The sequence below is a fragment of the Shewanella saliphila genome (genome assembly GCF_014648295.1).
GTDB classification, from domain to species: domain Bacteria; phylum Pseudomonadota; class Gammaproteobacteria; order Enterobacterales; family Shewanellaceae; genus Shewanella; species Shewanella saliphila.
Genome location: NZ_BMQV01000018.1, coordinates 1 through 19280, shown reverse-complemented (window position 1 = coordinate 19280; position 19280 = coordinate 1). Strand labels below are relative to the sequence as shown.

Here is a 19280-nt window from a genome sequence, read left to right as displayed (position 1 = left end):
CTATTATAGCGAGTTATCAGCGTAGCGTCAGATTATTCGTCAGTTTTTAACTGATTTCTTATGGCCTGGCGAATTTTGTCATGCAAACCAAAAACACGTTCCATATTGTCTAAGTCCCATGAGGTGTTTTCTAAAATGACTACGCTTAATTGTGCTTGCGGATAATAGAGCATGGCGCTGATGTATCCGGGTAAATACCCAGTATGACTGTATTCAACTAAGCCAGGCTGCTGACTAATTTGTAAACCATAGCCATAATTTAACTCGCCCCAACGATGCGGCCTTTTGGCGCTAGGTGAGGTCATGGCTTGTAAACTGGCAGCAGATAAAAATTGCTGTTGGGTTAAGCCCTCAATAAATGCCGCAATACCTTGGCTACTGGCTTGCATGGCGCCAAAAGCAATAAAACCATTATCTATGGTGAACTCATCTAACAGCACGCGTTGCTGTTGTTGCTCCATAAATCCGTGCACTAATCGCGGTTGTTGAGCGTATAAGTCGGTTATCTCACCCACATCTGCACTTATATCGAGCTGGTATTGCTTGGTAAATTGATTAACTAACTCAGCGTAGGGCACCAGGTAACGCTGGCTAAGAATATCGCCAAGCAGTTTGTAGCCATAATTTGAGTAGTTAAATTGACTGCCAGGAATAAATTGCGACCTCGCATTAAGGCTCGGTGATTTAGGCGCTAATAAGCCAGAGGTGTGATTAAGTAATTGCGCGATAGTGATTGGGTGTTCCGTCACCATATTCAGATAATCAGTAATATCATCGTTTAAGGACAATTTTTGCTGATCAACAGCCCGCATGACTAGGGTGGCGGTGATGGTTTTAGAAATTGAACCAATTAAAAAGCGACTGTCAGCGTGAATGTCTTTTCCTATCGTTAGGTCAACATAAGTTTGCTGGTTGTCACTGATTAAAATCCGCCCAGTAAAAGGCCTGGCGTCATGGTCGATAATCGTTTGTACATCACTATTGGTTATGCTCAATGCAAACGCAGAAGCTGGCAGTAGGCTGCTGCTTAGTACTAGTAATGCGTAAACTCGGGTTGTTATTTTGCTTATCATTTTTGTCATTTTGTTAAATACCAATAAATAAACAACAGCGCAAAACCAACTAAATACACTAGGCCGAGCCAAGATAGTGCGACCATAGCAGGGCCGTAGCGATGCTGCTTAGGTAGGTTTTGACTGGTCATTAAGCGGAAGTTTAGCCAGGCAAAAATTACCGTGGTCATAAAGGCTAGGATCATCACAAACTCTAGCAGTGGCAGTAAAGCGCCTTTAAAAAATAAAATCAGTAATAAACCTAATGTGCTCACCGTTAACATGACTTGGGTTAAATAACTGCGTGGTGAGGTGTTGTGAGACAACAGCCTCCAGCCCATATCTAAAGTACGGCTGTAGCCATCAATTACGGTTACCGTGGTACTGAAAATACATAAAAAAGCGACAACACCAATTAAATAGCGAGTTTCATTGCCCATCACTTGGCTGTAGAGGGTAATAAGTTGTGAGGCAAATACTGCTCCAGAATCAGAAAAACGCTCGCCACTGCCGTGCATCACTAATGCGCCAAGCGCCAAAAATACAATCGCCAATATTGCGGTGGTGACATAACCTAAGTTGAAGTCAAAAATAGCCTGCTTTGCAGTCACGGTTTGGCTTTTGCGTTTTTCAACTAGCCATAATGAGTTCCAGGCGCTCACTTCAATAGGTGCTGGCATCCAGCCCATCATTGCCACTAAAAAGCCGACATAAGCCCATTGCCAAGGAGAGTCACTTGTCGATGGCGCAGCCATACCCGTTTGATGATTAAAGGCCAATGCCACCGCTGTTAACGTGGTTAGGGTGAGGGCAAACATAATCACTTTTGTGAGTTTATCGAGCAGTTTGTAATGGCCAAAAATTAATAAGGCCAATGAGCTTAGCAACACGATTAGGGCCAATACATCAATCGATAGCGGTACAAATTGAGTCAGCATGGCTGCCGTTAACATGCATACCCCAGCGGTGCTGGCGATGGCGGCAATAACGTTAAGCCCAGTAAACAGCATTAAATAACCACGCCCTTGCTTTTGATAGCCTTGTAATAGGCTTTCATCGGTTGCGGCGGTGTAGCGCGCGCCAGCGGCAAAAAAGGGATACTTTACAATATTAACTAACAAAATCAGCCAGGCTAGCTGCCAACCAAACTCGGCCCCAGCACGAGTTGATGCCACTAAATGCGACGCGCCAATGGCTGCTGCTGCCATTAAAACGCCTGGGCCTGTGGCTTTTAAAAGGGTATTAATTTGGGCAGCAAAAGAGATGGATTTATTTTTATTCGACATGATAAACAGCAACAACCTATTGTGGAGAGTGTGGAGTTAATGCTTGTTCAATCCGCTGCAAAGTGGCGTTCATTTGTTGCAGGTTCTCAAGCAATAATTGATCGATATTGACGTTATCAACAACTGTAGATTGGCGATCAGTGAGTAACGACTTTTGTAGTAAAACCTGTTCTCTAAATGCTTGCACATCAACTACGCCCACCAAGTTAATTAATGAGCCAGTACCCGATTGCCCAGCGGTTTCTACTGTGAGTTTATAAATACCAAACAAACGCATAAGCGGCCCCTGGATAAGCGCCATATCGGTGATTTTATCTAATGGCACGGTATTCTCTGTTCGCGTTAACAGGCCTTTTCGTACAATCAGTCTTTTTTCGGTTAACTCTGCACTCATGTTGGCAATATACCGTCTGACCGCCAGTAAACCGACTGGAAACCATAATAACAACAAGGGAATACCTACAACAGTGATGGTGATTATTATTGCGCCCGACACTAACCAGTAAACCCCTAGCTTTGGGTGAAAGTGGGCACTCACTAATTTTTCTTCGCTCATAACTCCTCCTTGAATGTTGAATATAAATGCGATTTTTTTAATTTTTTATTCTTTATTAAGTGTTTGGTTACAATTACATTACTGCACTGTCTTGACAATGTATTGACATTGTTAAAATTTAACTTAACTTAAACAGGTAAATTAGCTTCCACGAAAGTAGTAGGCGGTAATATTGTTACCGCAGTTTGCAGTAATCATGGATATAAAACAATAAATGAACGTTAAGGATGATCATGAAAAAACCTAACCTTTTGCGCAGTGCATGCGCCATCGCAGTTTCACTCTCTTTTGCCCCTATCGCTTTTATGTCACAAGCAGCAGACACTGCTGAAGCTAAAGTTGAACGTATTGAAGTGACGGGATCTCGTATCAAACGGACTGATATTGAAGGCCCATCTCCGGTTCAATCACTCAGTAAAGACGATATTGCTAACATGGGCTTTGACAACCTGCAGCAATTACTCGAGCGTATGCCTGCTAACGGCTCTGGTGCGTTTTCTACCCGCGGTAACAGCCAAGACTCTACCGCAAACGGTGGTGCATCAATCAGTTTACGCGGCTTAGGCCCAGATGCGACATTGGTATTAATCAATGGCCGTCGTGTTGGCTCGAGTGCATTTGCTGAAGGCATTTCAAACTCATTTGTTGATATTAATAACATTCCGGTTTCTGCGATTGAACGTATCGACATTCTAAAAGATGGTGCGTCAGCGATTTATGGCTCAGACGCCATTGCCGGTGTGGTTAATATCGTGCTGAAAAAAGACATCGAAGGCATTGAAGTTAACTTAGGTTATGGCGATGACAGTGGTACCGGTTATGACGAAACCACAGCCAGTTTAGTGTGGGGCGTAAAAGCCGATAAAGGCAGTGCATCAGTTATTTTAGATTATTTTACCAACGGTACCTTATCGGCAGAAGATATGGGGCGTTTTGGTACAGCCAATCAATCGCCTTACGGTGGTGAAGATTACCGTTCATCACGGGGGTATCCGGGCTATTTTTATGTTAATGGAGTGAAAACCATTGACCCAGATTGTCCTGCTGAGAACGCCACGGCTAGCGGCAGCTGTTTGTTTGACTACGGCCCATACAATATGACCATTCCGACTTCTGAGCGTGTGGGCGCCATTGGTCAATTTGATTACATGCTAACTGACGATTTAACCGCATTTTTAGAGTTGTCGGTACAGCACAATACCTCTGAAGCGGGCGGCGCACCCACACCATTAGATGAAGATGCAGGCTTAACGGTACCGGGTACTCACCCTGACAATCCATTTGGACAAGACATTGATATTGGTCGTTACCGTACCGTTGATGCTGGTGCCCGTCGTTGGGATATTGAGTCTGACACTATGCGGATTGTGGCCGGGCTTCGCGGTGTGATTAATGATTGGGACTGGGAAGTATCGGCGCAGCGTGGCCGTAGCGAATCGACTCAAACTGGTGACCGCACACAAGGTTGGGTAAGAACCGATTATTTACAAGCTGAAATCGATGCGGGTAATTACAACCCATTTGGTGCAGCGGTTAATTCACAAGATGTCATTGACCGTATTACCACTAGCTTAGTAAGACAAGGTAAGTCGAGCATTACTGCTTATGATGCCAGCATTTCAGGCCAAGCGTTTACCATTGGTGGCCGAGATATCATGATGGCCGCCGGTGCTGAGTACCGTGAAGAAAGTGTCAGTGATGTGCCAGATGAGCAGTTTCAACGTGGTTTGATTTTTGGTACTGAAGCGATATCGGCGTTTGGTTCGCGCGATCAACATGCCGCTTATGTTGAGTTTTCTATTCCTGTTACAGATAACTTTGAGCTACAACTTGCTGGTCGTTATGACAGCTACAGCGATTTTGGCTCAACCACTAACCCTAAAATTGCTTTCCAATGGGGTATTAGTGATGAGTTAACCGCTCGTGGTTCGTGGTCTACCGGGTTCCGTGCACCGTCATTGGCGCAAATTGGTTTAGGTCCATCTGAAAAGAGTGACTTTTTAGTCGATAGTTACCGCTGTGCTGCAGATAATGTTGATTGTGAATTACTCGATTACAACTTCATCTTTGCCGGCAACCCAGATTTAGAAGCTGAAGAGTCTGAAACTTGGAACGTGGGGATGATTTGGGCACCAAGCCAAGAGTTCGATATTGGTTTCGATTTATTCAATATTGTACAAGACAACAAAATTGATTCATTGCAAAACCAAGATCTTTACCAAGAAAACTGTGGCGATCAAAACAGCACTGTGTGTTTACGTAACGCGCCGCAAGCGGGTGAAACCTTTGGTACGATTGATGTGATCAAATCTGGGTTTGTTAACATCGGCTCGCAAGAAGTGCAAGGTCTCGACTTATCGACTCATTATGGCCTTGAGCTAAATAACTATGGTGATATTAAGTTCGGTTTAGAGTACAGCTACTTAATCAGTTTCGAAAAAGAAATTGATGGCGAAACGATTGATTACACTGGCGAGTATGAATACCCAGAACACCGTTGGTTAGCGACAACTAACTGGATGATGGACGATTTTGCAGCCAACATTAACTTAAGTTATATCGGTGAATTTGAAGACTACAACAAAACTCGCACCGTGGATGCACAGTTGTTAGTTGATATGTCAGGTTCATACCGTATCAATGAGATGTTTAAGTTATCAGTGGGTGTCAACAACGTGTTTGACGAAGAACCATCATTTGCCATTGGCGATGGTGATTCTGACCTTTATGGTTACGCAATGGGAGTACATAACCCACTAGGACGTTTCATTTATACTAAAGTCACAATGAAGTTCTAAGCGCATGGTTATAAGATAAATAACAGCCACATTACACGATAAGTGAATGTGGCTTTTTTTAGTGTACAAATTGATTGGATGACCCCAAGGGAGAAGCAATCCACATGATTACCTTATACGGAACACCCAAAAGCCGTGCGTTACGCGTGTCGTGGCTATTAGAAGAATTAGGAATTGAATGGCAGTTTCATTTTATTGATTTTGCCAAAGGTGATAATAAAACAGAGGCATTTTTGGCGTTAAACCCAAGCGGTAAGTTACCTGTGCTCACCGATGGTGACTTTGTGTTAACCGAATCTGCCGCCATTATGCGCTATCTTGCTGAAAAGTATGGCGAGGGCTTATGGTTACCCAAGGCCGGGACTTATGCTTCGGGGCTGCATGAACGCTGGGTCAGTTTTGTGATTACAGAACTAGAGCAACCGCTGTGGAGCATGGGTAAACACCGCTTTGCATTGCCAAAAGAGTTGCGTTTACAGAGCATGCATGCGGTGGCGAAATGGGAGTTTGATAAAGCAGCAGCCATTGCTGAACAATGGATCCCTCAAAATGGTTTTGTGTGCGGTGAACAACCGACAATTGCGGATATTTTATTAACCCAAACCCTAGGATGGGCCTTAGGTTTTGAGCAACAATTGCCGCCAAAACTCTCTGCATACCGAGACAGAGTTAAACAACGCCCTGCATTGCTGGCGGCTATCGACAAATCAGAATCTGCGGCAAACTCTGCTTAATAAAAAAAGAAGCCAAGATAGGCTTCTTTGATGATAGCGGATTGGTATTAACCCCTGAGCGTGTTATCGCAACGGTTTAAAGCTGAGTCGCTGCCCATTTGGCACGGCTTTCACGGTTTTCGCTCAAGCCATTTTCAGCGCGATAAGCTTTATAAGCTTCGGCATCTAATGCCACTAAAGTCACATCGACTTCAAGCACCAGTTTGCACTCTTTTTTGATGCGCCATGCAGAGGTGTTGTACAGCTCTGTTAAAGGCAAAGAGCTTAAAAACTCTGGATTATATTGGGTATAAAGCGCTTGAGTTGGATAAACCACAAACGCTAAACGGCGTTTGGGTTCTTTTTTAAAGAGATCTTCAATGCCATCTGTGGTGTTAAGCACCTGCATTTCGATGATGTCATCAATGTCGAGTAGCTTTTTTTGCACAGGTACGGGCGCGTCTTTTTCGCCGGCTTCCCACGCTAGTACATCTTCATTGCTGGTGGTAGTGATAGTCGCAACTTGCTCGGTAGTTAAGCCTAAAGACAAGCGTAAATATTGCATTTCAATGGCGTTTAAGCCGGTAGTTTTAGCCATGTTTGTTCTCTTTAATCAATATTAACGTGGGTTATAGCTCAAGCCACACGTCTTCAACCCAATCCCAAAACGATTCCCAAACCTGCTCGTCAAAATCACCGTCTTCCCATAACTGCACTTGGCCTTCTTCGTCGATACAGTAAAAACTGTCACCGACCTGGCAAATGGCAATTTGCTCACGTGGCATGCCGATAGACCAGGCATAACTGGTGACTTCAGGCAGGTAAGTGTGCGAGTACGGGTCGGCAACAGTGACCGGCTCAACCGAGCCGTAAATAACGTCACTGGCATGCAGTAGGTATTCTTTTAAATCATTAGGCAATCCAATGAGGATTTGTTCTTCAACTTCAACAATTTGTTCAAATGTTGGCAACTCCAGCGGCACCGGTACGGTTTCGCTTAGTTCTTGCAATTGGTCAATAATTTCGTTCATGACAATGTCCGCTACTAGTCTCTGGCGCGAGTATAGCAGATGTGAATGACACTGAGTTTCTTCGATAAAAAAAAAGCGCTCAATGAGCGCTAAAGGGTGGAAAGAGTGACACAACGCGGCAGGTTAAGCCGCTTGAATGGTCGATGGATACAAGCTTTGGCGTTTATAGTACAACCAGGCTTTATGGTATTGCTTATGCGAATCTTGGCGTAATTTAGCAATGCTAGCGCGCTCAAAGTCGTTTAACGGCCTGCGCTGGGTTTTGGCTTGCAGCTCAATGGCTTGAATTTGCTCATACACCTGGTGTTCTGGGCCACTTTTAATCTCGGCGATATCATTTAAATGAAACTGCACCTCAACCACCATTTGGCTTTGTGGCAATTTAACTAACACGTTTAAGTCGCGATACCCTGAGGTTTTTGGCTCAGCAAAACGGTTTTTTAATTGCACTACATCGGTCGATTGACGAAGCTGTTGGTAACTGGTCAGCAAGCTGTTGACGTCATTGGCGACCACACTGGCACGGGCAATATCGGTGAGTTGGCTGGCGTCACCATTAAACTTTAATTGCACTTTTTGTGCTGCACGAGCGTAGCTTTTTGTCGCAGGAATAATCGCAGAGGTATGGCTAGCCTGGTTAATATGATTGAGTAGCTCAATAAGCTCTTGTTGAGCTTCTGGAGCTCGTGCCATTAAGGCATCCAAGTCTTGAGAGTCTTGTTGTGCAAGCGCGGTATGCTGCTCGCTTAAACTGACTAATTGCTCAATGTCATTATATGACTTTTGACTGAAATCAGATGGCTCGGCTAACTTGTTATATTTAACTTCGTTAGGTTGAGCAATCGCGCCGCGGGTAGACAGTAAAATTAAAAAGATAAAAAAGGTACGAAACAACTTATTCATTGAATAGCTCCAGCGTAATGTCTGTGAAATCACTTTACCGTTTTTTAGCTGAATAGGGGCTTAATGAACAAGGTTTAATCATAACGATGATGTGACTAGGTGATAAGTATATATACAGTTATATATCAGTTGTTTAGCTGGTTTTGACATAAAAAAAGGGCATCAAACGATGCCCTTATTGTATGTAAGTGTGACCTAGGTCAGCTTTTACATTATTGATTACCAGATTTTAACGCGGTTTTCTGGGGCGATATACATCTTGTCGCCTTCTTTCACGTCATAAGTGGTATAGAACTCAGGCATGTTTGACAATGCGCCAAGTGCACGGAAGTGACCAGGTGAATGTGGATCAGTTGCTACGCGGTTACGCATTGCTTCTTCTTTCATCTTCACACGCCAAATTTGGGTAAAGCCCATAAAGAAGCGTTGGTCGCCAGTTAGGCCGTCAATGACCGGTGCTTCTTCGCCATTGAGTGACATTTTGTAAGCTTTATAAGCGATAGTCACGCCCGATAAGTCACCGATGTTTTCACCCAGTGTTAGGCTACCGTTAACGTGTAAATCGTCAAATACTTGATAACCATCGTACTGAGAAATTAACGCTTTACCTTTGGCTTCAAACGCTTTTAAGTCAGACTCAGTCCACCAGTCACGCATGTTACCTTCGCCGTCAAACTTAGCACCTTGGTCGTCAAAACCATGGCCCATTTCGTGACCGATTACCGCACCAATACCACCGTAGTTAACAGCATCATCTGCTTCTAGGTTGAAGAATGGAGGCTGTAAAATCGCTGCAGGGAACACGATTTCGTTCATGGTTGGATTGTAGTAAGCGTTAACGGTTTGTGGCGTCATGTGCCACTCGTCTTTATCAATTGGTTGACCCAATTTAGCCACTTCTTTGTTGTGTTGTACAACAGCAGCACGCTTAGCGTTACCCACTAAATCGTCAGCTTTGATGGTTAACTTGCTGTAGTCTTCCCATTTGTTAGGGTAACCAATTTTAGGATTAAACTTAGCTAATTTGTCTTTTGCTGCCACTTTAGTGTCAGCACTCATCCAGTCTAATGACTCAATGCTTGAACCATAAGCACCACGTAGGTTTTCAACGAGTTGTTCCATACGTGATTTAGCTTCTGGAGCAAAATGACGTTTAACGTACACTTTACCCACCACTTCACCTAAGGTACCACTTACTGTGCTCACACCACGCTTCCAACGCGGCTCTTGTTCTTCTTGACCGTTTAAGGTTTTAGAGAAAAAGGCAAAGTTTTCGTTGTCTAATGCTTCAGACAAGTTACTGGCGTTATGCGTTAGGGTCATCCAGGTTAGGTAGTTTTTCCATGCAGCAAGATCATTGGTCTTGATGACTTCATTTAACCCTTGAACAAAGCTAGGTTGGTTGATGATGATGTCAGTTTGCTTGTCACCACCTAACGCCGCTAAATAACCTTCCCAGTTAATGTCTGGTGCTAGGGTTGCAAGGTCTTTAACTTGGTATAAGTTGTAAGTTTTAGTGCTGTCGCGTGTTTCTACCACATCCCAGTGTTGCTCAGCAATTTGGGTTTCGAGAGCAAGAATGGCTTCAGCGTTGGCTTTAGCATCTGGTAAGCCAGCTAGGTTGTACATTTTTTCAATGTGCTCAACATAGGCTTTACGGATATTAACGAAGCGCTCTTCTTCATTAAAGTAGTAATCTTTTTCAGGCAGGCTTAAGCCGTATTGCCAAATGTGAGTGGCATAACGGGTTGAGTCTTTAGCGTCAACAGAGATATAAAATGCTAATGGTGTGCCACCACCGTTTGCTTGGTTTTCACCAAAAAACGCGGTCAGCTCTTGTTTGTCTTTTAGCGCTGTAATTTTATCTAGGTCAGCTTGAATTGGCGCAATACCCAATTTGTTTAGGGTTTCAACGTCCATAAATGAACGATATAAGTCAGCTACTTTTTGCTCGTCTGTGCCATCAGCTAAGTTAGGTGTGGCACTTAAGTCTTCAATGATCGCTTTAACGTCATCACGAGCATGTTCGCGTAAGTCGTAAAATGCGCCAATGTTAGTGCGATCGCCTGGGATCTCTGCTGTTTTCATCCATGCGCCGTTTACGTACATGTAAAAATCGTCTTGTGGACGAACGGCTTTATCGATGTTGTCGAACGTAATGCCAGATGTTAGTGCTTTTTCAACGGCAACTGCAGCAGCTGTTTTTGCTACGTCTGCAGCGGGAGCTACTACGGCTTTATCGTCGCTACATGCACTTAGGCCTGCAATAAGTGAGGCACAAAGACCTCCAATAACCAACTTTTTCATTGTGTTTCCTTTGCTTTGTTTAAGGCGCCTATTTTAGGCGTATGAGCATTTTTATATTTTTATTATATTGTTGGTCCTTAAATGCTACTCAGTAAGGAAAAAACCAACACTTTTTTTGTGAATACTATGTTAAGGCCTTACTAGACTAGAAAACAAGGCGCTTTTACCCCTTTTTCCCCCAGAATGGCTGAGGATATGTAACCAAAAATTACGTATACCGTAAAAATATCACTGTTTGATTTCTATTTAACCGTGTAAGCCGCATAATAGCGCCATTATTTTTAGATTGAGTGTGTATTGTGCGTTTAGACAAATTTATCTGTGAAAGTACCGAATTAACCCGTTCGTTGGCCAAAAGAGCCCTGCATCGTGGTGATGTCACCTGTGATGGCGAGGTGGTTAAGAATTCTGGTTTTAAGGTATCGCCGCAAATGGATGTGCGCTTAGAAGGCCAGTCTATCAGCATAGTCGGCGATCGCTATGTAATGATGAACAAGCCGGTTGATACCATTTGCTCAACGATTGATGAGCAATATCCATCGGTATTAAGTTTGATGGAAATTGAAAAAGTTGACACCTTACACATTGCTGGGCGTCTAGATGCTGATACTACAGGTTTAGTGCTGATTACTAGCGACGGCCAATGGTCGCACAAAATCACCTCGCCGAAAAAAGATTGCGGTAAGCGCTATTTAGTTGAGTTAGCCGATCCTATCGACGACAGCTTAATCTCTGTGTTTGCTGATGGTATTGAACTGCGCAATGAAGATGGATTAACAAAACCTGCAGTACTTGAGATTATTGCACCAACTCAGGTGCGCTTAACCATTAGCGAAGGCAAATATCATCAAGTAAAGCGCATGTTTGCTGCAGTAGGTAATAAAGTGGTTAACCTTCACCGTGAAGCGGTCGGCAGTATTGAATTAGATGCTGATTTAGCGCCAGGTGAATGGCGTTATTTAACCGATGAGGAAGTGAGTTCGGTTAAGTAGTGCCAGCCTGAACAGCCAAGCTATCGTTACGGTTAATCTTAATCTGTAACAGCTTTGTTCAGTGATATTAGTCTCAAGTAACGATGCCCAGCGATAGCGATATCACTGGGCATTTTACTGTCTGGCATCAATAGTATTACTTCACGCTAATGCGGCCGCTAATAGTGTTGATATTGACCTGGCCGTCACCTGACAAGCTGTTAAATTGTAGACTTTGACTTGATGAGTACTTTTTCTTAACGGGTTTATCGTCAGTTAATTGATTATTAATTCTGCCACCCGGGCCGCCGTCTATCATAAAGCTTAGGTTAGGTGCTGCACTAAATGCCATGGTTAAATCGCCACTAATGGTTTCAAGGTGGCCTTTACTGAGCTGCGTGCCGAGGTTTAGGTCAGCATCGCCGCTGATGGTAACCATATTAATTTGGTTTATTTGGTTTAAGGTCGCCTCAATATCACCAGAGACCTGATCAATACTTACTTGAGTAAAGTCACTGTGAGTATCAAGTTCTCCACTGACTAACCTAAACTCTGCCTCACCCTGACTGTCCTTGTCGTCAATGTCACCTGATACCGTTTCAAGTTTGATTTTTCCGCTTAATTGTTCGCTATTAATGTTGCCCGAAACCGTGGTCAACTTGCTGCTGCCACTCAGTTGTTTGGCTTTAATATTGCCGCTGACTAATGCGATAGCGATTTGGCCGCTGAGCTTAGAGAGGGCATAGTCGGCTGATACGCCTTCAGCGTCCAAACTCAGCTGTGTGGGTAAATAAATCGTCAGCTGTGAACCCTGCTTGTTACCGCCTTGATAACTGCGCGGCAGTTTGTCCTCAATCACTACCGTATTGCCTTTTACATCGAATATAAAACCTTTACTTAGCTCGTCTAGTTCGCCTTTAACTTGGATGCTGTTGTTGTCCCAGCTAATAAATTCAACATTGCCACGTTGTACTTTGATACTCACGTTGGAATTAGCTGCAACATCTTGCTGTTGGTCGACCGGCTCTGCTGCAATTGTTAAAGCGCTTATGGCCATGAGTGGCGCTAACAGTGCGTATTTAATGCTGCTCATAGGGTATTTCCTTTTGATGGGCGTGTATGGGTAAAAGGCAATTTTTGCCCTTGTTGTAATAGGGTGATTTGACGCTGCATTATCCAGCGCCATAACTGCCAAAGTTGTTGATTAGTCGGCTGTTGTGTTAATGCTGCTTGCACTTGAACTGAGGCACTTTCTAGCTCTGCGAGCGCCTTGGCAATGTCAGTTTGAATGTGCTCATTGTTGTTTGCTGATAACTGCCAGCTCACGGTATATTGATTGCGAATAAATCCATCTAACTGACTTTGATGAGTTTGGGCAATTTGGTTTATCAATTCTATTAAGTGATTATCCACTTCAACCGATGCCGATGTGTCTATTGTTGCAGGGGTAACATTTGCCGTTTGCACCTGAGTTAATGTTTGCTCTTGGGGTCGCACAGGTTCGTCGCGCCACTGCGTTAACCATAAGAGTGAACACACTAAGAACGTTGCGGCTATGGCCCATAAGGGGCGTACAACATTGTTTTGATGCGTTTTTTGAGACGTTAAATGCGGCTTAATGCCGTTCCATAAGTCGGTGGTTGGCGCAATCTCAGGCGGTAACGTGCCAATTAAATAGTCTAGGTCATGCTTTTTAGTACTCATGCAAGCATCTCCTGTAGTAAATGTTTGGCATTGTGATATTGCGCTTTACTGGTGCCGACGGCAATGTTCAGCAGTGCTGCTATTTCGTTGTGCTGGTAGCCTTCAATTGCACATAGCACAAACACAATGCGAGTTCGTTGCGGTAATTTGGCGATACATTTGTCGAGCAAATGGTAATCGGTTAACTCAACGCTGGGCACGTCTTGATGGGCGATATCTTCTGCTGGTAAAAAGCGTCGCCATAACGATTGCTGTGCCTTGAGATCATTAATCGCCTGGCGAACACATAATCGATGCAGCCAGGTGGTAAATTGGCTATCGCCGTTAAATTGCGCCAATTTATTCCATAAGCGAATAAAACACGCCTGGGTCATATCGTCAGCCAAACTTGGCTGGCCACTAAGCCGAAAACAAATGGCGTACACTCGCTGGTGATGGCGGCGATACAGTTGTTCAAAGGCCTGCTGACACCCGGTAGTTGCAATGGCGACAAGTTGATTGTCGTCTAGCTGCGCAAGGTGATTTATTGGCTGTGAATTAGGCTGATTGATACCGGCATCCTTAATATTCCAAACTGTCCATTATGATTGTTTATATATTTGACAGGCTCAAGTCGGTAAAAGGTTTATATGGCGTTAAAATTTTTTATTCAGTGAATGTCATAAATTTTTGGGTACCGTGAGCGACCTAGAAGAGAGGGTGATGTTAACTCTTTTATAGCAGTTAAAAAAATGGCCTCGCAAATTTGCGAGGCCATTTTTCAGTAATAGCTGAGGCTATGTGAAAGTCAGCAGGGATAATTACAAGGTGACGGTATTCACGCCATCTGGCGTACCCACTAGTAATACATCTGCACCGCGGTTTGCAAATAAGCCGTTTGTTACTACACCCACGATGGCGTTAATTTTGGTTTCCATTACTTTAGGATCCAAAATTTGCATGTTGTAAACATCTAAAATTACGTTACCGTTGTCGGTCACAACACCTTGACGATAAACTGGGTCGCCGCCTAACTTAACTAACTCGCGAGCCACATACGAGCGTGCCATTGGGATAACTTCAACAGGCAATGGAAAATCACCTAAAATCGACACTTGCTTAGTGTTGTCGACAATACAAATAAATTGTTTAGCCACGGCTGCGACGATTTTCTCACGAGTCAATGCCGCGCCGCCGCCCTTAATCATGTCCATGCGATCATTAATTTCATCTGCGCCGTCAACATAGACATCAATTAAGTCAACACTGTTGAGGTCGAATACTTCAATGCCTAATTCTTTGAGTTTTTTTGTTGATGCTTCAGAGCTTGATACCGCGCCTTCAATGTCGTCTTTCATTGTGGCTAATGCATCAATGAAGTGGTTTACCGTTGAGCCAGTACCAACGCCGACAATGGTATCTTTTTTGACATATTGCAGTGCAGCCCAGCCTGCGGCTTTTTTCATTTCATCTTGCGTCATTATCTGTTTCCCCAATAGGTAATTTTTAAAAATGTGAAACTTAATTGGCGCGATTATAGCGCAAATTATGCTGCTGGCGTTTGTTGTTCATCATAAAAATGGGCATTTTTAAATGCACTTAATACCCTGATATTAATGTCACTGACAAACTTTTTTTCGAGCCTTACATCCATAACATAAGCTTTAACGGTAATGGTTTGTTGATACTGCCCAAATGAGTAGTCATTACCTAAATTGACAATAATGGGCTTATTTAAAAAAGTGTAAGGCGAACACTGTGTGGCCTCGCGCGCTAGGGCAATGGCTTTTTGAAGGTCGACAGCCATAGGGATGGTAAATTTAACCACTACCATTTCATCTAATGCACCACTATTGGCATTCGATACCGCTGTTTTAAGTGCCTCAGCATTGGGAACCATAACGGTATTATCGTCAAAGGTGCGCAGCCAGGTTACGCTCCATTCAAGTTTTATCACTTCGCCGTAATGGCCTGCCAGTGTCACCATGTCACCCACCCGATAAGGCGGATTAAGCATAATAATAAATCCTGCAATCATGTTTTTAGCCGGCTCTTGCGTGGCTAAACCCACCACAATACTGATCGAACCAACCACAGCTAAGATTAAATTTTCATGAGGATCAATAATGCCAACAATGGAATAAATGATCACACACAGCCACACAAATAGGCGCACAAAAGGGTAAGACCGATTCCAAATTAGGCGGTATTTAGGCAGTTTGTTGTTGAGTTGGTTTAAACAAAATTGCACCAGAACCAAAAAAAGCCATGCAGTTAAGCACAGCAATAAAATACTTAAAATGCGATCAAATGAAATGATGTCTAAAAAAGCTTGTAATGCCTCACGTGAGTTGTCCATGTTCGCCTCGTTTAATTAAACAGCTTGTTATTGTTGACCAAATGGCTGGCGATAATTTTTGTTAACGTAGGGGTAATAAAATAAAAATGTTGAGCAAAATCTTGCTGTGAGTATTGGGCAATGATTAAGCCGTGACGAGCTAAATAAGCCAGTTGTAGGCTGCTTTGTTCAATGGATTGGGCAAAAATATGGGCGTGTTGCTCTACTCTTAGGCCGCCATGGACGTAAATTTCAGCCAATGAGAATAAATCATTATCTTGGCACTCTTGTATGGCGGACGAGTTAATTTTACAAATGTCGGTTTTATGCTTGTTATCTGATGTGATATCGGCTTGGTGAGTGAGCGAGTACTGTAACAATAACGCCGCTAATTTGGGATGCCCCTGGCTAATGGAATGCAGTTGCTTTAATTGTTCATCGTAAGGATTTACATCCGTTGCGCTAGTGTCATCTTGAGTTTCTGTGCTGTTATTAGGCTTTTCTACTGGCTTTTGTTCAAGGTAGTCGGTACTGATTAAACCTAATTCGACCAATTGTTGTGTTTGAATGCTAGCAAGCTCTTGGGCATTAAAATAATCAATATTGATGATATGTTTAATAAAATGAGTGATTTGATATTGGGCACTGAGTCGCTGCCAGGCGTATTTTTCACAACCTAAAATCCAGCAGTGGTGTTTGCGGGTTTCCATAATAATGGTGGCAAAAGTAACTAAGGCTTGATTGTTTCCCATCATTCTTAACATCAACTTGTGTAGGTCATCAATAATGATGAGCTGCGGCGGTTGTTGGTTAATCGCGTAGATGGTGTCGGTAATACTGCTGTCTGAAATGTTGGGTGGAGGAGCAATGTTAAAGCAATGGCACAGGTTGGTGATGGCGGCAAACGCACTTAACGGGGCTTGGTAAAAACTCATTATCAGCCAGGTGTCTGGCAGGGCTTTGGCATTTGTTGGGATCACATGTTCAATGTCAGTTTGGATCTGTTGCAATAGTGTTGGCATATAACCTAAAAAAGCCGACAAACCCGCCCCAGCAGGGGCTACAATGGCACTGATCTCACCATGATGATTACGCCATAAATTGATTACATCGGCCATTTGCTTAAGCTGCGGCTCTCTACCTACAAAACGATCGCTTGAGTAAAATGGTCTGGTGGGTACGGCTTCGTTGAGCTGTCCTTGGCCAATTTGCAATGGGTATTGATTGGCGATGGTTTTGAGTGAAATTAGCCCCTGCTGTGCGTCATCTGACTCAGATTTTAGTGGGCTTTTAGGGGCTAATACATTGGTTGCCCATTGACCCAATCGACTAAAGAAACGCAAGTTAATGTCCATTTACACTCTCTTTTATCATTCTTTTTAAACGATTATTTTCATCTTAACATGAAGACAACAAAAGCGGTATTTGACTCTTTATTGCTGCTTATTACTTTGGCATCGTATTTATAGTGAATACCGCAAGCGACCTAAATTGTACGAATATTAGGCGTGGCTAAATCTATGCGTTTGATCTACGTTAATTAATTGCGAAATACCTACCCAAAAGTAGTATTTTATCTGTTGTTGAACTAAACCTTTGTCGTATACTCAATCGTTATTAGCCCTATTTTCAAGTGAGCGTGATGAAGTTTCGTTTTCTTTTTGCCTGTGCCTTATTTTGTTCAACCACACTGACTAGTGCGGTTTCTTTTGCGGCCCCCGTTTCTCAAGACCTTCCTCAACAAGAGCTAGCATCAAACAGTGCCATGTTAGTTGATTTAGCCACTAACGAAGTCTTATATGCCACTAACCAACATCAATCAGTGCCTATAGCTTCGGTGACTAAATTAATGGCTGCGATGGTGACACTGGATGCTAAATTGCCGCTAGACGAAAAAATCTCGATAAAAATTACCGACTCACCCGTTATGCAAAATGTCCATTCGCGTGTGCGTATCGGCAGTAAAGTGACGCGTAAAACCATGTTGCTACTGACGTTAATGTCATCGGAAAATCGTGCCGCAACCTCGTTAGCGCACCATTATCCTGGTGGCTTTAATATGTTTGTGAAGGCCATGAACGAAAAAGCGGCTGCATTAGGGATGAAAAATACCCACTATGTCGAGCCTACCGGCTTGTCGCCAGACAATGTATCGAGTGCCAATGACCTGATTTTGTTACTTAAGGCGAGTCAGTCTTATCCGTTGTTAGGTGAGCTGAGTTCGACCACTAAAAAGCATGTTTACTTTTCTTCACCGCGTTATGCATTAGATTTTCAAAACACCAATAAGTTAGTGTTTAAAAACAATTGGAATATTGCATTAACTAAGACGGGTTTTACCAATAAAGCTGGGCATTGCCTAGTGATGTTAACCGAAATGGATAAACGCAAGGTGGCCTTTGTGGTGCTCGATTCGTTTGGTAAATATACTCACATGGCAGATGCAAATCGTTTAAAAAAATGGTTAGAAACAGGGTTAACTACGCCTATTCCTGCATCAGCTAAAGCTTACAAAAAACAGCGTCAAGCAGCGCAAAGTAATAGCATTTAATCACCCTAGCACTTCATTAAAGCCCGGCCAACGTTGTTGACTGGGCTTTTTGTTATGTACATTTATACCTTAATAAGGCCAATGCTTAAATGTGGCCAGCAACGGTACCTCAATTTCATATTCACAATCAATTGGGCATAGGTACCAAAAAGTACCTACTTTTTTATCACGTATTAACACTTTACACTGTTGCCATTAATGAGTTTGGAGACATCAATATGTTGAATATGGATTTTAGCCAGCGAGTGGTGATAAACACTCATGAGGTCGAATGGCAAAATAGTCCGGCTGCAGGGGTTTTACGTAAACGTCTGGCAAGTGAAGAAGCTGAACGCGGCCATGCGACCAGTATTGTTAAATATGAGGCCGGCGCTAAGTTTAACTCACATCCTCATCCACTAGGTGAAGAGATTTTAGTGCTCGACGGGGTGTTTTCAGACGAAACTGGAGACTATCCGGCGGGCACGTATTTGCGTAATCCTGAAGGCTTTGAACATGCACCGTTTAGCGTTGAAGGTTGTACATTGTTAGTGAAGTTACATCAGTTTCAATCTACTGATAACCAGCAAGTTGCAATAGACACTAACACTACGCCATGGCTACCAGGTCAAGGCCAATTACGGGTAATGCCTTTACATCAGCATGGTACCGAATCGACTGCATTAGTGATGTGGCCTGCTGGTACGCACTTTCAACCGCATCGTCATTTTGGCGGCGAAGAGATTTACGTGATAAGCGGTGAATTTATAGATGAATTAGGCCGTTATCCTGCAGGTACTTGGATCCGCAGTCCGCATTTAAGTCAGCATAATCCGTATGTTGAGCAGGACACGGTGATTTTAGTTAAAGTGGGCCATTTGTGATTGAGTTGATTGCCTTGAAAATATGGCATGTAAACTTTAAATAATTTATTAATGCAAGATTTTTTAGATCAAAAAGTGTTCTGTGAGGCCAGCTATATTAGTAGCAGGGTGAGATCGTGAACGTTTTTTGAGCTGCTGATATTGACACACAATCTGTTTGACGCCTTGGCTTAGCTGTGATCTTATACTCTCTTTTAGGAGAGTAAAATATGTACCTTGAAGCCTTCA

General features: G+C 43.2%; 18 protein-coding genes. 5 read left to right on the top strand and 13 right to left on the bottom strand.

Features of this window, described 5'->3' with window-relative positions:
- Positions 1–32: 32 nt before the first annotated feature.
- From IEY48_RS10275 to IEY48_RS10265, 3 genes are read right to left on the bottom strand one after another with little or no spacing between them, the layout of a single operon-like run.
- Complete coding sequence (locus tag IEY48_RS10275; protein ID WP_188919924.1) at positions 33–1082, bottom strand: serine hydrolase domain-containing protein; 1050 nt, start codon at positions 1080–1082, stop codon at positions 33–35.
- Entirely contained in the window at positions 1079–2338 is a 1260-nt protein-coding gene (locus tag IEY48_RS10270) for an Nramp family divalent metal transporter (RefSeq protein ID WP_188919922.1), read from the bottom strand. Before IEY48_RS10270 ends, IEY48_RS10275 begins: the two co-directional genes overlap by 4 nt.
- 16 nt (positions 2339–2354) lie before the next feature.
- Positions 2355–2894 carry a PH domain-containing protein gene (locus IEY48_RS10265; protein WP_188919919.1) on the bottom strand — a complete coding sequence of 180 codons (540 nt, stop codon included), beginning with the start codon at positions 2892–2894 and terminating at the stop codon, positions 2355–2357.
- 233 nt (positions 2895–3127) lie between these two features.
- Here IEY48_RS10265 and IEY48_RS10260 point away from each other — a divergent pair, with 233 nt between their 5' ends.
- On the top strand, positions 3128–5692 hold the full coding sequence (locus IEY48_RS10260; protein WP_188919917.1) for a TonB-dependent receptor: 2565 nt from the start codon (positions 3128–3130) through the stop codon (positions 5690–5692).
- Between the two features lie 104 nt (positions 5693–5796).
- On the top strand, positions 5797–6426 hold the full coding sequence (locus IEY48_RS10255; RefSeq protein ID WP_188919915.1) for a glutathione S-transferase family protein: 630 nt from the start codon (positions 5797–5799) through the stop codon (positions 6424–6426).
- A 76-nt stretch (positions 6427–6502) separates the two neighbouring features.
- Here IEY48_RS10255 and IEY48_RS10250 read toward each other — a convergent pair whose 3' ends face one another.
- The 4 genes from IEY48_RS10250 to IEY48_RS10235 all read right to left on the bottom strand — a co-directional run bounded on the left by IEY48_RS10250 (position 6503) and on the right by IEY48_RS10235 (position 10646).
- Positions 6503–7003: a DUF4447 family protein gene (locus IEY48_RS10250; RefSeq protein WP_188919913.1), complete on the bottom strand. Its 501-nt coding sequence runs from the start codon at positions 7001–7003 to the stop codon at positions 6503–6505.
- A gap of 31 nt (positions 7004–7034) precedes the next feature.
- Positions 7035–7436, bottom strand: a complete 402-nt coding sequence (locus tag IEY48_RS10245; RefSeq protein ID WP_188919911.1) for an SMI1/KNR4 family protein — start codon at positions 7434–7436, stop codon at positions 7035–7037.
- 123 nt (positions 7437–7559) lie between these two features.
- Positions 7560–8339: a RelA/SpoT domain-containing protein gene (locus IEY48_RS10240; RefSeq protein ID WP_188919909.1), complete on the bottom strand. Its 780-nt coding sequence runs from the start codon at positions 8337–8339 to the stop codon at positions 7560–7562.
- Between the two features lie 219 nt (positions 8340–8558).
- Entirely contained in the window at positions 8559–10646 is a 2088-nt protein-coding gene (locus IEY48_RS10235; RefSeq protein WP_188919907.1) for a M13 family metallopeptidase, read from the bottom strand.
- Positions 10647–10945: 299 nt separating this feature from the next.
- On the opposite strand from IEY48_RS10235, the gene rsuA reads away from it, so the two are divergent.
- Positions 10946–11638 carry a 16S rRNA pseudouridine(516) synthase RsuA gene (gene rsuA / locus IEY48_RS10230; RefSeq protein ID WP_188919904.1) on the top strand — a complete coding sequence of 231 codons (693 nt, stop codon included), beginning with the start codon at positions 10946–10948 and terminating at the stop codon, positions 11636–11638.
- A 136-nt stretch (positions 11639–11774) separates the two neighbouring features.
- Here the strand turns inward: rsuA and IEY48_RS10225 are convergent, their stop codons facing one another.
- From IEY48_RS10225 to IEY48_RS10200, 6 genes are all read right to left on the bottom strand, one after another.
- Complete coding sequence (locus tag IEY48_RS10225; RefSeq protein ID WP_188919902.1) at positions 11775–12710, bottom strand: DUF4097 family beta strand repeat-containing protein; 936 nt, start codon at positions 12708–12710, stop codon at positions 11775–11777.
- Complete coding sequence (locus IEY48_RS10220) at positions 12707–13321, bottom strand: hypothetical protein (protein WP_188919900.1); 615 nt, start codon at positions 13319–13321, stop codon at positions 12707–12709. The genes IEY48_RS10225 and IEY48_RS10220 overlap by 4 nt, the downstream gene beginning before the upstream one ends.
- Positions 13318–13872, bottom strand: a complete 555-nt coding sequence (locus IEY48_RS10215; RefSeq protein WP_188920053.1) for an RNA polymerase sigma factor — start codon at positions 13870–13872, stop codon at positions 13318–13320. Before IEY48_RS10215 ends, IEY48_RS10220 begins: the two co-directional genes overlap by 4 nt.
- A 249-nt stretch (positions 13873–14121) precedes the next feature.
- On the bottom strand, positions 14122–14781 hold the full coding sequence (rpiA, locus tag IEY48_RS10210) for a ribose-5-phosphate isomerase RpiA (protein ID WP_188919898.1): 660 nt from the start codon (positions 14779–14781) through the stop codon (positions 14122–14124).
- 65 nt (positions 14782–14846) lie between these two features.
- The gene (locus IEY48_RS10205) at positions 14847–15659 is read right to left on the bottom strand and encodes a mechanosensitive ion channel family protein (RefSeq protein WP_188919895.1); all 813 of its coding nucleotides are present in this window, start codon (positions 15657–15659) and stop codon (positions 14847–14849) included.
- Between the two features lie 11 nt (positions 15660–15670).
- Entirely contained in the window at positions 15671–16993 is a 1323-nt protein-coding gene (locus IEY48_RS10200) for a P-loop NTPase family protein (RefSeq protein ID WP_188919893.1), read from the bottom strand.
- A gap of 287 nt (positions 16994–17280) precedes the next feature.
- On the opposite strand from IEY48_RS10200, the gene pbpG reads away from it, so the two are divergent.
- On the top strand, positions 17281–18189 hold the full coding sequence (gene pbpG, locus IEY48_RS10195; RefSeq protein WP_188919891.1) for a D-alanyl-D-alanine endopeptidase: 909 nt from the start codon (positions 17281–17283) through the stop codon (positions 18187–18189).
- A 218-nt stretch (positions 18190–18407) separates the two neighbouring features.
- On the top strand, positions 18408–19052 hold the full coding sequence (locus tag IEY48_RS10190) for a cupin domain-containing protein (protein ID WP_188920050.1): 645 nt from the start codon (positions 18408–18410) through the stop codon (positions 19050–19052).
- The last annotated feature ends 228 nt before the right edge of the window (positions 19053–19280 follow it).

Bases quoted from the DNA above. Each gene is read 5' to 3' on its own strand.
- IEY48_RS10205 (WP_188919895.1), bottom strand. From the start codon at position 15,659: ATGGACAACTCACGTGAGGCATTACAAGCTTTTTTAGACATCATTTCA.
- IEY48_RS10265 (WP_188919919.1), bottom strand. From the start codon at position 2,894: ATGAGCGAAGAAAAATTAGTGAGTGCCCACTTTCACCCAAAGCTAGGG.
- IEY48_RS10275 (WP_188919924.1), bottom strand. From the start codon at position 1,082: ATGACAAAAATGATAAGCAAAATAACAACCCGAGTTTACGCATTACTA.
- IEY48_RS10250 (WP_188919913.1), bottom strand. From the start codon at position 7,003: ATGGCTAAAACTACCGGCTTAAACGCCATTGAAATGCAATATTTACGC.
- IEY48_RS10220 (WP_188919900.1), bottom strand. From the start codon at position 13,321: ATGAGTACTAAAAAGCATGACCTAGACTATTTAATTGGCACGTTACCG.
- IEY48_RS10255 (WP_188919915.1), top strand. From the start codon at position 5,797: ATGATTACCTTATACGGAACACCCAAAAGCCGTGCGTTACGCGTGTCG.
- IEY48_RS10235 (WP_188919907.1), bottom strand. From the start codon at position 10,646: ATGAAAAAGTTGGTTATTGGAGGTCTTTGTGCCTCACTTATTGCAGGC.
- IEY48_RS10240 (WP_188919909.1), bottom strand. From the start codon at position 8,339: ATGAATAAGTTGTTTCGTACCTTTTTTATCTTTTTAATTTTACTGTCT.
- IEY48_RS10260 (WP_188919917.1), top strand. From the start codon at position 3,128: ATGAAAAAACCTAACCTTTTGCGCAGTGCATGCGCCATCGCAGTTTCA.
- IEY48_RS10245 (WP_188919911.1), bottom strand. From the start codon at position 7,436: ATGAACGAAATTATTGACCAATTGCAAGAACTAAGCGAAACCGTACCG.
- IEY48_RS10270 (WP_188919922.1), bottom strand. From the start codon at position 2,338: ATGTCGAATAAAAATAAATCCATCTCTTTTGCTGCCCAAATTAATACC.
- pbpG (WP_188919891.1), top strand. From the start codon at position 17,281: ATGAAGTTTCGTTTTCTTTTTGCCTGTGCCTTATTTTGTTCAACCACA.
- rpiA (WP_188919898.1), bottom strand. From the start codon at position 14,781: ATGACGCAAGATGAAATGAAAAAAGCCGCAGGCTGGGCTGCACTGCAA.
- IEY48_RS10190 (WP_188920050.1), top strand. From the start codon at position 18,408: ATGTTGAATATGGATTTTAGCCAGCGAGTGGTGATAAACACTCATGAG.
- IEY48_RS10200 (WP_188919893.1), bottom strand. From the start codon at position 16,993: ATGGACATTAACTTGCGTTTCTTTAGTCGATTGGGTCAATGGGCAACC.
- IEY48_RS10225 (WP_188919902.1), bottom strand. From the start codon at position 12,710: ATGAGCAGCATTAAATACGCACTGTTAGCGCCACTCATGGCCATAAGC.